The organism is Sphingobium xenophagum NBRC 107872 (assembly GCF_000367345.1).
GTDB lineage: Bacteria > Pseudomonadota > Alphaproteobacteria > Sphingomonadales > Sphingomonadaceae > Sphingobium > Sphingobium xenophagum.
In genome coordinates, this window is the sequence record NZ_BARE01000073.1 from 1 (window position 1) to 12,618 (window position 12,618).

Here is a 12,618-nt window from a genome sequence, read left to right on the forward strand (position 1 = left end):
AGCCCAGATTTCCTCCTTCCCCCGACGCAAGCCCCTGGCCATGGCCTGCGCGTCATTGGGGTGAACCTGGATCGACAGCCTTTCACTGGTGAAGATATATTTCACCAGTAGCGGCAAATCCTGTCCATCTGGGCCTTCAAACCACACTTCCCCGATCTGACTGCCTTCGGTCGCCGGGAAAATGGAAGGGAGGTCAGTCCGGCCCCACGGCTTTTCTACATAATGTGTGCGAAGCTTCAGCATCAATATCCTGTCGGGCTCTAGTCCCGATTTCCAACATGGTGCGACAATAGGAGATGCCCGTTTCGCTATCAACAAATGACGGGATTAAACCCGTTGCGCACTGGGCGTCGTCCTTTCTCACCCAAACGGCATGATGCACGACAGGTCCAGCGGCCGGTCGTGCATCATCTCAGACGGTGTGATGCAATCGCCGGGCGGGGGATCAATCCGATCCGAACAGGTCCCGGGTGAAGATCTTGTCCGCCACATCGGCAACGTCCGGCGTCATACGGTTGGCAATGATGATGTCGCAATCTTCCTTGAAAGCAGCCAGATCACGCACGACCTTTGAACCGAAAAATTGATCGTCTGCCATCGCGGGTTCGAAAATCACCACTTCGATACCCTTTGCCTTGATCCGCTTCATGATGCCCTGGATCGAAGACTGGCGGAAATTGTCCGAACCCGCCTTCATGACGAGACGGAAAACACCGACTTTCCTCGGCCCCTTGGCGATGATCTGGTCGGCCAGGAAATCCTTGCGGGTCCGGTTGGCGTCAACGATCGCGCGGATCAGATTCTGCGGCACTTCGGAATAATTGGCGAGCAATTGCTTGGTATCCTTGGGCAAGCAATAGCCGCCATAACCGAAGCTGGGATTGTTATAGTGCGACCCTATGCGCGGATCGAGTCCAACGCCCTGAATGATCTGGCGCGAATCCATGCCGTGCGCGATGGCATAGCTGTCCAGTTCGTTGAAGAAGGCGACGCGCATGGCAAGATAGGTGTTGGCGAACAGCTTGATCGCCTCGGCCTCGCGGGGATCAGTGAACAGGATTTCGACGTCGGTCTTTTCCGCGCCCTGCAACAGCATATCGGCAAAGATGCGCGCCCGTTCTGACCGTTCGCCCACGATAATGCGCGAGGGATGAAGATTATCGTGCAACGCCCGGCCTTCACGCAGGAATTCCGGGCTGAAGATGACTTGTTCGGTCGCCAGGCGCTTGCGCACATCTTCGACGAAACCGACCGGGATCGTCGATTTTATGACGACCGTGGCATCGGGGCTGCCGACCTTGGCTGTCTCGATCACGGCTTCGACCGAAGATGTATCGAATTTGTCGCTGCTCACATCATAATTGGTGGGCGTAGCGACGATCACATAGTCGGCGCCGTCCAGAGCCTCCTGCGGATTGAGCGTCGCGGTAAGTTTGAGCGGACGCGTGGCAAGAAATTCTTCGAGTTCAGCGTCGATGATCGGCGACTTGCGCGCATTGAGCATGTCGACCCGTTCAGGCGTGATATCGACGGCGACCACCTCATTATGCTGCGCCAGCAACACTGCGTTGGAGAGACCCACATATCCAAGCCCAAAAACCGCGATTTTCATCTGTCGTCGCTTCCTCGCATTGCTCAAACCGGTGAAACCTACGTCGTCACCCAAATAATGATTCATGTGCTGCATAGGCATTTTACATCAAAAAAAATACGCAAGCGTTACTGCGCAGCACAATATCCAGCCAAAAGCACTTTGATCAGACAATATGCTTCGGCTGAGACGGGTGTAGGATCAGGCGAACATTGGCTGAACCGGAGCCGCCATCCGTTTGATATTTCAAGTCGGCATCGCAGCGCAATGTGGGAACGTCACTCCATTCACAGCGCGCAAGCCATGCGCTGCCACACGCAAATATCATGCTGTTGGATGCCCGCCGTCTCGAATCTCAACGATGTCCGGCGATATCGCTATCAACTTCACGCCCACCAGCGAGTCGACGGACGATCGAACACGCCGCCTGGGCGTCAAACAATCTCCATGGCATCGCCAGGTTCCAGCAGCGGCAGCAATTGCACCATGTCACCGCGTTCCACCGCGACACAGCCCGCGGTCGGCCGTCCTTCCGACAAATGGAAGAAGATCGCACTGCCCTGCCCCGGCACCGGCGGCCTGTCATTATGGCCCAGAATGACGATCACATCATAGGCATCGTCGGCGCGGATCAGATTTTCGGCGGAGAAGGCGCGCGGCAGGCGGACCGGGCGATTATAGGCGGGATCGGTCGGGTCATCCGACCAGCCATCGCCCGCCCGTATCCAGCGCCATGGCAAACGCAGCCCCGCCGGATCAACCCTGCCAAGTCGCAGCAATACGCCCCGGATCGGCCAGACGCCCAGCGGGGTGCAACCATCGCCCTCCCGCTTGTCGCTGGCGGCACAAACACCGCTCCGGCCGATGGCGCAGGGCATGGCGATCGTGCCGAAGCTCAGGCGGCCCGCGCCGCTATCGACGCGGATCAGCCTCATAGCTGGTGGCCGGTCCGGTCGCGCTTGGTGGCAAGATAGCGTTCATTATGCGGGTTGGTCGGCAGGATGATTGACAGCCGTTCGGCCACGCTGATCCCCGCCGCCTCCAGCCCCGCTACCTTTTGCGGATTGTTGGTGAGCAGGCGGACGGTATGAACTCCGATCAGGTCCAGCATGCGCGCCGCGACCGAAAAATCGCGCGCATCAATGGCAAAGCCCAGGCGGACATTGGCATCCACAGTGTCAAAGCCCTGATCCTGCATCGCATAGGCGCGCAATTTGTTGACGAGGCCAATGCCGCGCCCTTCCTGCCGCAGATAGAGCAGCACGCCCCAGGGCGCGTCGGCGATCTGGTGAAGCGCCTCATGCAGTTGCGGGCCGCAATCGCATTTCAGGCTGCCAAGCACATCGCCGGTCAGACATTCGCTGTGGAGGCGAACGACAGGGGGCGACGAGTCCCGTTTGCCGACAATCAGTGCGACATGTTCGCGCGGTTCATCTGGACTGCGAAAGGCAATGATTTCCGCGCTTTCGCTGGCCGACACCGGCAGTCTGGCACGGGTGGCGATGGCAAGGTGGATGGCATCGTCATAGGCGTCGATCGCGTCGACGCTGACGTCGATGTCCCCGTCGCCGTCGCCATCCAGCGCGAAATAGGCAGGAAGGATACCGGCAAGCCGTGCGAGGCGCAGCGCCGCCTTGGCAGCCAGGGGTGCGGCAAGGGGCCGGGCCTGAAACGGTCCCTTGAGCGGCGACGCAAGGTCCAGCACGGGATCGGATATGGCGGTCGCGACATCGGCGTCGATCCATGGCGCGCGGGCGATCATCACGGGCATGTCGGGATCGGCCGCCGCGATCTGGTTGGCGAGTTTGAGCGTCTGGCCACGCGCGGCGGAAATCAAAATGTCGGCTTTGCCCGCCGGATCGAAATCGGCCAGCGTTACCGCGTCCGCGCCCTCCACCGCCATCAGCCGCAGCGCACCGTCGGCGGCCGACACCCGCACCGCCCAGCCACGGCGCAGCGCGTCGATAGCGCGCGCCGCGTCACGCCCTGTCGCCCGACCGCCCATCAGAAGGCGAAGTCGGTGATGATGGGGATATGGTCGGACGGCTTCCCCCAGTTGCGCGCGGGTTCGACGACGCGGTGGGCGACCGCCTTGTCGGCGACGTCGCGGGTCATCCACATATGGTCCAGCCGCCGACCGCGATCGGATTCGGCCCAGTCCTTCGCGCGATAGCTCCACCAGGTATAGAGCCGCGCCGGCGCAGGATGGAAATGGCGGCCAATGTCGACCCAGTCGTTCGATGCCTGAAGGCGGGCGAGCGTTTCGCATTCGATCGGCGTATGGCTGACGACATTGATGAGTTGCTTGTGGTTCCATACGTCGCATTCCAGCGGCGCGATGTTGAAATCGCCGGTCAGGATGGTGGGCATGTCAGCCAGCGTCGACGACCATTGGATCATGCGTTCGAGAAAATCGAGCTTCTGGCCGAATTTGGGGTTCTGATCCCGGTCGGCAATGTCCCCGCCAGCGGGGACATAGACATTTTCGATCCGCACCCCATTGTCGAGCCGGACGCCGACATGACGGGCTTCGCCATTGGCCTGCCAGTCGAGCCGGTCATCCTCGTAAATCGGCACCCGGCTCATGATTGCGACGCCATGGTGCATTTTCTGCCCGTTCAGCACCTGATGGACATAGCCCAGCCGGCGGAACATATCGGCCGGGAAAGTCTCGTTCACCACCTTGGTTTCCTGAAGGCACAATATGTCGGGCGCTTCCTGGGTCAGGAATTGTTCGACAATGTCGATACGCGCGCGAACGCTATTGATGTTCCAGGATGCGATGGAAAGAGTGTCGGCCATGGTCCGGCACTAGGGGCGTAATCCGCAGCTTGCAAGATCGCTGCTCGGCCATGGGGCTGCATGGATCGCGGACAAAGTAAGACCCCCGCTCCGGGGGCATGGAACGGGGGTCTCGATCGCGCCCTTGAAGCGCTATGCGACGGGAGGAGTATGCCGGGTAACAGGGGGGAAATCCCGGTTGGCCTCTCGCCGTGGAGTTCTAGATAGCGCTCCGGATATGAGCGGCAGATGAACGGAAAGCCAAGTTTTTCCGTCCATCGTGCAGGGCGCTCGTTTCAGCCGCCTGCGGAGCGGCCCTTTGGCCGGGGATCGGTCCAGCGGAACGCGGAATCGGCGACCGGCACGCCATAGCGCTGGTTGGAAAGTCGGATGGCCGTGCGATTATTCTGCGAATCGAGCGCTACCCAGCCGTAAAGTTGCAGGCCAGCCGGGCTGGCCGCATCCCGCCGGAAAATCATGGTGATCGTGCCATATTCGGGCCGCTTGGGATCGCGCGCCTCCACGCTCAGGATCGACGGGTCGCCGGTTGGCACGACCTTGCCATATTTGGACAGATCCTTGTTCGGATCGAGCAGCGCGCCCAGCGGAGAGTTGCCGATCGGCCAGCGCTGCACCTGCCGCACTTCATAATCGATCATGGTCAGCGCCTTGCCATCGCCGACGATCAGCAGCGGCACGCCCTTCTGATATTGAAAACGGATCTTTCCCGGTTGCTTGAGCGTCAGCTGGCCGGTCAGCGTCTGGCCGTTGCGATCGGTCTGGCTGAAATCGGCAGTCATGCTGGTGACCGCGCGGATATAGGCGTTGACCCGGCTCAATTCGGACTGGTCCTGCTGCGCGAGCAACGGCGCGGCGAGCGGGACGGCAAGCAGGACAGGCGCGGCGGCCAGCGCGAGACTGATGCGCTTCATGGAATATTCTCCGGTTGTTACGGATGCCGTGTAGAACGAAGCTATTGAACGACCTGTGAACTCCCCCGTTCCCTGCCGTTCAGCCAGGCAGTCCGGTCAGGCTATAGCGGATTGCCATTTTCATCGCGCAGCACTTCGCGGCGGCCGACATGGTTGGGGGGGCCGACCAGTCCTTCTTCCTCCATCTTCTCGATCAGGCGCGCGGCGCTGTTATAGCCGACGCGGAGCTGGCGTTGCAGCCAGCTGGTCGAGGCTTTCTGGTTTTCGAACACCAGCTGGCACGCCTTGCGGAAGAGTTGCGCGTCGGGGCTGTCGTCGCCCAAGTCCACGCCATCGAGTGCGAAGCTGCCTTCTTCCGGTTCCTCGGTGACAGCCTGGATATAGTCGGGCTGGCCCTGCGCGCGCCAGTGATCGGCGACGACGCGGACTTCATCGTCGGACACGAACGGGCCGTGGACGCGCATCAACCCCTTGCCGCCGTGCATGTAGAGCATGTCGCCCTTGCCCAGCAATTGTTCGGCGCCCTGTTCGCCCAGAATCGTGCGGCTGTCGATCTTCGACGTTACAAAGAAGCTGATCCGGGTCGGCAGGTTGGCCTTGATGACGCCGGTAATGACGTCGACCGAAGGGCGCTGGGTCGCAAGGATCAGGTGGATACCGGCCGCGCGCGCTTTCTGCGCCAGACGCTGGATCAGGAATTCGACTTCCTTGCCAGCGGTCATCATGAGGTCCGCCAGTTCGTCCACCACGACCACGATCTGGGGCAATGGCTGGAAATCGAGCTGTTCTTCCTCATAGATCGGCTTGCCGGTTTCGGGGTCATAGCCGGTCTGGACACGGCGGCCGAGCGGCTTGCCCTTGGCCTTCGCCGCGCGGACCTTTTCGTTGTAATTGGCCAGGTTGCGGACGGAGATCGACGCCATCATGCGATAGCGGTCCTCCATCTGCTCGACCGCCCATTTGAGCGCGCGGATCGCCTTTTGCGGTTCCGTCACGACCGGGGAGAGGAGATGCGGAATATCGTCATAGGTCGACAGTTCCAGCATCTTGGGGTCGATCATGATCAGGCGCAGCTGATCCGGGGTCATGCGGTAAAGCAGCGACAGGATCATGGCGTTGAGGCCGACCGACTTGCCCGACCCAGTGGTGCCCGCGATCAGCAGATGGGGCATGGGGGCAAGGTCGGCGATGATCGGTTCGCCGGAGATATTCTTGCCCAATATGATCGGCAGCGTGCCTTCGCCGCCAAATTGTTCGCTGGTGATCAGTTCGCGGAAGGACACGCCTTCGCGATGGGCGTTGGGCAGTTCGATGCCGATGACGGTGCGGCCCGGAATCGTCGCAACGCGGGCAGAGAGCGCCGACATATTGCGGGCGATGTCGTCGGCCAGCGCGATCACCCGGCTGGCCTTGATACCGGGGGCTGGTTCCAGTTCATACATGGTGACGACGGGGCCGGGGCGAACCTCGACGATATTGCCCTTCACATGGAAGTCGTCGAGCACGGATTCGAGCAACCGGGCATTGCGCTCCAGCGCCGCCTTGTCGATCTTGCCGCCCTGGCTGACCGGAACCGGGTTGAGCAGGTCGGGCGACGGCAACGAGCTGTGGCCGAACAGGTCGTCCTGGCTGACCGGAGCCATGGGCCGCTGGGCCGGTGCGGGCTTGGGCGTCTGGATGGTGATGGGCGGCTTGGGTTCGTTCGACACGGTCTTGCGCGGGGCGATGACCCGTTCGCCGATCACTTCGTCCTCATCGTCATCCTCAGCGCTGCTGCCGGCAAGGCCGAGGCTGGGCCGGGGCAGGCTGAGCCTGGGCAGGGTCGGGCGACGGAGCGCAAGGATCGGCTTTTCCAGCGCCAGGCTGCGATAGCAGGCGAACAGGCCGCCGATCATGGCGAGGATGACGATAGCGCCGATGATCCACGGCTGCGCCACCGGCACCTGCGTGGTCAGGCTGATGATCCCCTTGGCCGTGACGAGCGCGATCACCCCGCCCCAGCCAGCGGGCAGGCCAACCAGCGGATTGCTCTGAAACAGGGCCAGCGCGATCCCGATCAGGATGATGCCAAACAGGCACTGGCCAAACTGGCCCTTCCACGCGCTCATATCCTGATCGCCCCACAGGCGGCGCGCGGTTATCGCCATCAGCGGCAGGATCAGCGCGATGGGCACGCCCAGCAGCCAGAGCAGGAAATCCGCGGTCCAGGCACCGGGCGCCTGCATGACATTGGCGACATGATCACCCGCCACCGTGTTCATCGACGGGTCGCTGGGCGTATAGCTGAGCAGTGCCAGCGCCAGGAACAGGGTCGCCAGCATCAGCGCGATCGCCCCGATCAGCGCACCGCTGCGAAGCAGGCTGCGCTTGAGCATTTCGCGCCATTCGGGCGTGCGCTTCACTGTGCGGCTGACAGCCATCTTAACCCCATGTCCCCCAAATGTTCCGTTTGCGCACATTGCGCCGAGCGAGGAGTCGGCGTCAAGGGTGCGCGCCCACGGCTCGTCCCGCCCGATCCGTAACATTCCGTATGGCGAACGGGGTTCGCGGCAGGGCAGGAACAGGCCCGAAAGGAATGTGCCATGATCGCCGAATATTTCCCCACCGTGGTTGCCCTGTCGCTGGGCGCCTTTGCCGCCATGCTGATTTTCGTCAGCGTCGAGGATGCGATCAAACGCTGATCGCTGCCGTGGCGGCAAGCGCGCGCAGGGCTTCCCCATCGAGCCGCTGGACCGTCCATTCATCCATCGGCTGCGCGCCGATCGCGTGGTAAACCGCGATGGCTGGCGCGTTCCAGTCCAGCACCGACCATTCCAGCCGGGCGCAGTCGCGTTCCAGCGCGATCTGCGCCAGCCGCGCAAGCAACGCCCTGCCCGCGCCGACGCCGCGCGATTCCGGCTGGACAAACAAATCCTCCAGATAAAGTCCCGGTCGCCCTTCAAAGGTCGAGAAATTGTGGAAGAACAGCGCGAAGCCGATGGCTGCGCCGCCCGATTCCGCCATCAGCACTTCGGCCATGGGACGCGGGCCGAACAGATAATGCGCGAGCGTCGCCCGGTCCGCCTTCACCGCATGCGACAGCTTTTCATAGTCCGCCAGGGCGCGGATGAAGCCGATGATCATGTCGATATCGTCCGGCATGGCGGGGCGGATGGTCAGGGTCATTCAGGCAGTTCCCGGTTCGACATGGGCAATGGCGGCCCGCTTGCCGCGCGCGGTGATCAGGCAGGCGGCGATGATAAGGGCCGCGCCCGCCACGGTGGTCAGCGTCAGCCGCTCGCCAAAGGCCAGCCAGCCGACGACGGCTGCCCAGAGAAACGCGCTATATTCGACCGGGATCAGCCGCTGCGCCTCCGCGCGCGCATAGGCCCAGGCCAGTGCGGCGAGCGAGGTGAAGGCAAGACCCGCCGCCAGCAGGATCAGCGGTATGGCTGACGGAACTGGCAGTCGCGCGTAAAAAGGCGCGCCGATGGCGAACACGCCCAGCATGACAAGATGCTGGAAGAAGGCGACCTCGATCGGCGAGGCGCGCTGCGCCTGCTGGCGTTGCAGGATGAGGTTCCAGGCGAAGAGCACCGCCGACGCCAGCACCGCCAGCGCGCCAAGCAGGGCGTCACGATCATAGCCGCCCTGCAAACGCCCCGACAGGATCACCCCGACCCCCAAAAGCCCCAGCAGCGACGCGAAGATCGCCTGTCGTCCGATGGTTTCGCCCAGCAGCAGGGCAGCAAGATACAGCGCGATCAGCGGCGCGATGAAGGATAGAGCGATCGCTTCGGCCAGCGGCATCCGCATGAGCGCCCAGAAGAACAAGCCGGCCATCAGCGCCACGACCGATCCTCGCAGCAGGTGCAGGCGCAATACCATGGCGTCGGGCCAGCGCTGGCGGGTCATCAGCATCAGGCCAAGCCCCAGCAGCGTCCCGGTCAGCGCGCGCCAGAACAGGGCGTTGTAGAGGCCGATGGCGAGGCTGAGGCCCTTCATCGCCGCATCCATCACGGAAAACAGCGCGACGCCCGTGCAGCAGACGGCAAAGGGAATGAGAAATGCGCGCGATGGCGACATGGCGGCTGCGATGCCCGGCGCTATTCCGCCGCCTCCGCCTTGCCCGCGTCGGTCATGTCGGATTCGGCGCTGGCCGCCTCGATCTCGGCGGCCTTGGTCTCGACCAGCCGGACGATGTGGTCGATCATATTTTCGTCCTGGATGGTGTGGTCGGTGACACCCGACAGATAGACCATATGCTTGCCATTGCCGCCGCCGGTGAGGCCAATGTCGGTCTCGCGGGCCTCGCCGGGACCGTTGACGACGCAGCCCAGGACCGAAAGCGAGAGCGGTGTGTGAATATGCTGGAGCCGTTCTTCAAGCGCCTGGACCGTGCGGATGACGTCGAATCCCTGTCGCGCGCAGGAGGGGCAGGAGATCACCTTGACCCCACGGGTGCGGATGCCGAGCGATTTGAGAATCTCATAGCCGACCCGCACTTCCTCTTCCGGTTCGGCGGACAGCGAAACGCGGATCGTGTCGCCGACCCCCGCCCAGAGCAGGTTGCCGATGCCGATCGCGCTCTTGACCGTACCGCCGATCAGCCCGCCGGCTTCGGTGATGCCAAGGTGCAGCGGACAATCGACCGCATCGGCCAGTTGCATATAGGCAGCGACCGCCAGGAACACGTCGCTGGCCTTCACCGCGACCTTATATTCATGAAAATCCTGGTCCTGCAGCAGCTTGATATGGTCGAGCGCGCTTTCGACCAGCGCTTCGGGGCAGGGTTCGCCATATTTTTCGAGGAGGTCGCGCTCCAGGCTTCCTGCGTTGACGCCGATGCGAATGGCGCAATTGTTCGCCTTTGCCGCGTCCACCACTTCCTTGACCCGCGCGGACGAACCGATGTTGCCGGGGTTGATGCGCAGGCAGGCCGCGCCCGCATCGGCGGCTTCAAGCGCGCGCTTATAGTGGAAATGAATGTCGGCCACGATCGGCACGCGCGCGGCGCGGACGATCTGTTTGAGCGCTGCGGTCGATTCCTCATCGGGGCAGGACACGCGGATGATGTCGACGCCCGCCTCCTCGCAACGGCGGATCTGGTCGATCGTGCCCTTGATGTCGTGGGTCAGCGTGTTGGTCATGGTCTGGACCGTGACCGGCGCGCCGCCACCGACGGGCACATTGCCGACCATGATCTGGCGGCTGTTGCGCCGCGCAATGTCGCGCCAGGGGCGCAGGCCGGGATTATGGTCGGACATCTGTAAGCGGCTCCATCAATATGGAGCCGCTATAGGGATGTTTGGTGACGGTTAAAACCGTTGCTGTTTTTTGTTTCAGCCAAGCCGAAACACGCAGCGCTGACTCGCTGGTGCGGCCCGTCAAAAACGGACCGTCAGGGACGCGGCCACTTGGTCCGCATTGCCGCTGGCGCTCGACAGGGTCGTGGTCGTCACCGTGGCGGGCGCGGGATAATAATGATCCGGGCGAATGATGTTCGCCTTTTCCACGAAGGTATGCGCGTAGCTCAGGTTCAGCGCCATTGCGGACGACATGTTCCAGGTCGCGCCACCGCTCAGCCAGACGCGGTCGCCATCGGGAACGCGGGTGGTCAGAAATTGCGGATTGGTCGGCGTGCGGTCGAACATCGTCCCCGCACGCAGGGTCAGGCGGTCGCTGACATCATATTCGCCGCCAGCGCTGACGCTGTAGCTGTCATGATAATGCATTTCCTTGACCGAAGCGCCGGTGGCGGTGTTGATGGTGATCGCCCTGAACACCGACCAGTTATACCAGCGCGCGGTCAGCATCGCCCGCAATTTCGGGGTCAGCCGGTGCATCATGCTGACGGTCACGATGTCGGGCAGTTCCAGCGGGGCATTGGCGTCGAACGTGCCGTTGGCGGCGGCAAGCGGCCCTACCAGTCCCGAAATCGTCTGGTCGCCCTTCAGATTGTGGGTCATGCGCGAACGATAATGGACGCCGAAATTGGTATCGCCGGTCGTGTAGAACAGGCCCGCGTTCCAGCCGACCGACAGGTCGTCCCCCTCGACCGAGGCATGGCCGTCGGCGAGCAGCGGGGACAGCTGGGGCAGCGCGTTGGTGAGCTTCACCTTGACATATTGCACGTCGACGCCGCCGCCGATGGAGAGGTTGTCGCTCAGCTTATAGGCGGCAGACGGCTGTATATTATAGGTTTTCAGGTCGGTGTGCAGGGAATCATACCGGCCGAAATAGCTTTCGTCATAATCCAGCTTCAGGCCGAAGGGGGCGTTGACGCCCAGGCCAAGCCAGAGCCGGTCGCTGACCTGTGCGGTGGCATAGAAGCTGGGAATGGGAATGACTTTGGCAAACGGGTTGCCGCCATCATTGCCGGTGACCGGCACCGATACAGGCAGGCCCGGCACGGAACGGCTCGACCCGCGATTGCTCTGCTGGGCGGTCGCCGACAGGATGACGCCGCCTACCGACGTCTGGATGCCCGGCAATTGAGTCATGGCCGATGGGTTGAAATAGATGGTCGATGGATCATCGCCCGCCGCCGCACCGCCCGACAGGGCACGCCCGGTTTCCTTGGGCGATTGTTCCTGAAGATAGAAGCCGCCCGCCAGCGCCGGGACCGGGGCTGCCAGCATGCCTGACAGGAGGAAGGGAAGAAGGCGACGGCTAAACGACATGGGCGATCCTCTTTTGACTATCGTGCCGACGCCGTCACGCTGATGCGCGCACAGGTCGACTTTGCGCAGCGCGGATAGCAGCATCATGGTTAATTTCCAGTATCGGGCCTGTCCGATTCATCGCATTTACAGATGGTTGCGTGGGTCGGCGACGGCCGGACGCTACGGCAGACCCGCGCGGCGACTGGACAAAAAAAAGCCGCCCCGAAGGACGGCTGTATAAGTTTTAGGAGAGGATGCCTGAAAGGCGAGTTTCTTTTGCGGCGCAGCGACGATTGTTGCAAATGCGAAATATGATGGAGTGATTGCATAAAATGCAACGATGACTGCGTTGTCAGCTTTCCGTAAGGGAAAGGCGCAAGAAGAGATGATAGCGATATCGAATTTTTCGGTGTCGGCTCACGCCCCCAAGCCGACTTAAGTGCGGCTGATCCCCGATTCGTGCAACTGGGCGTCGATCTGGGCGACAAGCCGCGCCAGCCCCGCCTGATCATGCGATTCGGCGCGGGCGACCAACGCCGCCTGCGTATTGGAGGCGCGCAGCAACCACCAGCCATCGGCCGTACGGACGCGGGCACCGTCGATCGCGTTCACATCGGCGCCCGTCGCGCGCAGCCGGGCCAGTATCTCGTCGATCACGGCGAATTTGGGC

11 protein-coding genes and 1 pseudogene are annotated in these 12,618 nt (G+C 62.4%); all 12 read right to left on the bottom strand.

All coding sequences use genetic code 11. From position 1 onward, the window contains the following. On the bottom strand, positions 1-243 hold a 243-nt coding region (locus SX1_RS23185), incomplete at its 3' end, for a type I phosphomannose isomerase catalytic subunit (protein ID WP_043146205.1). A gap of 202 nt (positions 244-445) precedes the next feature. Beyond that, the gene (locus SX1_RS20545) at positions 446-1,612 is read right to left on the bottom strand and encodes a nucleotide sugar dehydrogenase (RefSeq protein ID WP_026150004.1); all 1,167 of its coding nucleotides are present in this window, start codon (positions 1,610-1,612) and stop codon (positions 446-448) included. Positions 1,613-2,025: 413 nt separating this feature from the next. Then, positions 2,026-2,526: a L,D-transpeptidase family protein gene (locus SX1_RS20550; protein ID WP_019054600.1), complete on the bottom strand. Its 501-nt coding sequence runs from the start codon at positions 2,524-2,526 to the stop codon at positions 2,026-2,028. Continuing rightward, entirely contained in the window at positions 2,523-3,596 is a 1,074-nt protein-coding gene (gene ribA / locus SX1_RS20555) for a GTP cyclohydrolase II (protein ID WP_019054601.1), read from the bottom strand. Before ribA ends, SX1_RS20550 begins: the two co-directional genes overlap by 4 nt. After that, positions 3,596-4,393, bottom strand: coding sequence for an exodeoxyribonuclease III (gene xth, locus SX1_RS20560; protein ID WP_019054602.1), 798 nt, complete (start codon positions 4,391-4,393; stop codon positions 3,596-3,598). The genes ribA and xth overlap by 1 nt, the downstream gene beginning before the upstream one ends. Positions 4,394-4,668: 275 nt before the next feature. Further along, a complete protein-coding gene (locus SX1_RS20565; RefSeq protein ID WP_019054603.1) occupies positions 4,669-5,304 on the bottom strand; it encodes a LolA family protein in 636 nt (211 codons plus the stop codon). Between the two features lie 101 nt (positions 5,305-5,405). After that, positions 5,406-7,724 (bottom strand): FtsK/SpoIIIE family DNA translocase, encoded by a 2,319-nt coding sequence (locus tag SX1_RS20570; protein WP_017183151.1) that lies wholly within the window; start codon positions 7,722-7,724, stop codon positions 5,406-5,408. A 250-nt stretch (positions 7,725-7,974) separates the two neighbouring features. Next, positions 7,975-8,469 (bottom strand): GNAT family N-acetyltransferase, encoded by a 495-nt coding sequence (locus SX1_RS20580; protein ID WP_019054604.1) that lies wholly within the window; start codon positions 8,467-8,469, stop codon positions 7,975-7,977. Beyond that, positions 8,470-9,369 carry a DMT family transporter gene (locus SX1_RS20585; RefSeq protein ID WP_019054605.1) on the bottom strand — a complete coding sequence of 300 codons (900 nt, stop codon included), beginning with the start codon at positions 9,367-9,369 and terminating at the stop codon, positions 8,470-8,472. Positions 9,370-9,389: 20 nt separating this feature from the next. Next, positions 9,390-10,550, bottom strand: a complete 1,161-nt coding sequence (ispG, locus tag SX1_RS20590; RefSeq protein ID WP_017183155.1) for a flavodoxin-dependent (E)-4-hydroxy-3-methylbut-2-enyl-diphosphate synthase — start codon at positions 10,548-10,550, stop codon at positions 9,390-9,392. A gap of 120 nt (positions 10,551-10,670) precedes the next feature. Next, on the bottom strand, positions 10,671-11,966 hold the full coding sequence (locus SX1_RS20595) for an OmpP1/FadL family transporter (protein WP_026150005.1): 1,296 nt from the start codon (positions 11,964-11,966) through the stop codon (positions 10,671-10,673). Positions 11,967-12,383: 417 nt separating this feature from the next. Then, positions 12,384-12,618, bottom strand: a pseudogene (locus SX1_RS23190) (phosphomannomutase); the annotation flags it as partial.